The 1,604-nt window shown below is 67.1% G+C and carries 1 protein-coding gene; it reads right to left on the reverse strand.

The genetic code is table 11. The annotated features are described in order from the left end of the window. Positions 1-1,279, reverse strand: a 1,279-nt coding sequence (locus FJ222_12795) for an O-antigen ligase family protein (GenBank protein MBM4165299.1), incomplete at its 3' end; no start/stop codon positions are given. Positions 1,280-1,604: the final 325 nt, after the last annotated feature.

The following is a 1,604-nucleotide window of genomic DNA, read 5'->3' on the forward strand; positions in this document are numbered from 1 at the left end:
ACAGGACGAACCAGCGGAAGAGGCCAGCAGAGCCGCAGATGGGATAGAGATGTCCGCGCGGCGGCGGCGGGACGCGGCGCAGGAGCGGCACGAGCAGCGTCACGCCGGCCAGAGCCAGCAGCGCCGCGCCGACGACGCCGTGTTCGACGAGGAAATTGACGGCGTCGTTGTGGACATTGGCCGCGCCGACAAAGAGCTTCTTGTATTGCTCGGGCGTGAGGACCAGCGGGACAAAGTGCCGGAAGCCCCAGCCGCCGACGCCGAAGACCGGGTTGTCGCGCCAGATGGCGATGGCCGCGGGCACGAGCAGCTCAAACGCCCGCTCGTACACCTCCGTGAACAGGCGGACAACCGTCAGCCCCGTCAGCTCGCGGCGGATCGGATTGCCGGGAAACGCGAAATAACCGATGTACCCCAGCAGGGGGAGCAGCACGGACAGGCCAGCGACCATCACGCGGGGTCCCAGCTCAAGCCGCCGCCAGATCCGCGCGATCGCAAAGGCGCCGCCGGCCAGCAGCACGGCGGTGCCCATCAGGATCGAGGTGCGGCAGAGGCACAGCACCGCCGCGCAATAGAGCAGAAACACCGCGACGAGGAGGCGGTCGGCGCCCGGCGCCCCGTCCTCGCGTTCGTAGAGCCAGAACCCGCCGGCGACGACCAGCATGAAGGTGAAGAAGGCGCCGGCGTGGTTGGGGTAGCCGAAGGAGGAGAAAAACTGAGCCTTGATCGGGATCACGCCGTAGATCGCCCGGCATCCCAGCGCCATCTGCACGCAGCCGGACAGCGCCAGCGCGGCGGCGTTCCAGATCAGGATGCGCAGCAGCAGGCGCCGCCCGTCGGCATCCATCGCGTGCCGTACGGCCAGGGCCGCGACGAGCGCGGGCGGAAACCACGCGAGCAGTTGGACCGCCTCCCACGTCACCACGCTCGAGGGAAACCCGGGCAGCGGCGGCGGCCCCATCCGCCAGCCCCCGCTCTCGCCCGCATGCACCAGCGCCCGCGGGCCGTTGAAGCTCTGAAAGACCAGAAAGAAGATCAGGGCAACGGAGATGGCGAGGAGGGGGTCGAATACGAGGGTGCGGACGACCCGGCCCCGGGCCTGATCGAGGGTCTCGCCTGCGCGCATCGCCGGCAGCAGCACCATCGCCTCGATCACGCCGAGGGTGAGCCAGAACATCGGCCATAACCACGCGATGCGCGTCCCGGCAAAGGCCCAGGAGGTGTAGATCACCAGCGCGGCGACGTGGCAGACCACGAAATAACGGTAGAATTTAGTCATCGCACGACGAGAACCTCCCAGCCATCCGCCCCGCAGTGCGCCCGTACCGAATTTGTGGACAGACTCCGTCCCCGTGGAACATGCGTCTCCTTCTCGAGACAGCACGCCACAACACCCTTATAGCCAGCGGGTTGCATAGTGCATTGCGCCCCGGCCGCAGCGCGGACGGCGCCAGCGCATTTAAGTTTTGGAGAGTATACCCGAGGCTCTTGCAAAACCCCCCGCAACGCTGCGCCTGACGGCTTGCGTCGCGGGGCGTTTTGTAAGTTGAAGAGCCGCGTCGCCCAACGTGGACTCGTCTGACTTTCCAACCAATGCCCCATCG

This window comes from Lentisphaerota bacterium, assembly GCA_016873675.1.
In the GTDB taxonomy this organism is placed as follows: domain Bacteria; phylum Verrucomicrobiota; class Kiritimatiellia; order RFP12; family JAAYNR01; genus VGWG01.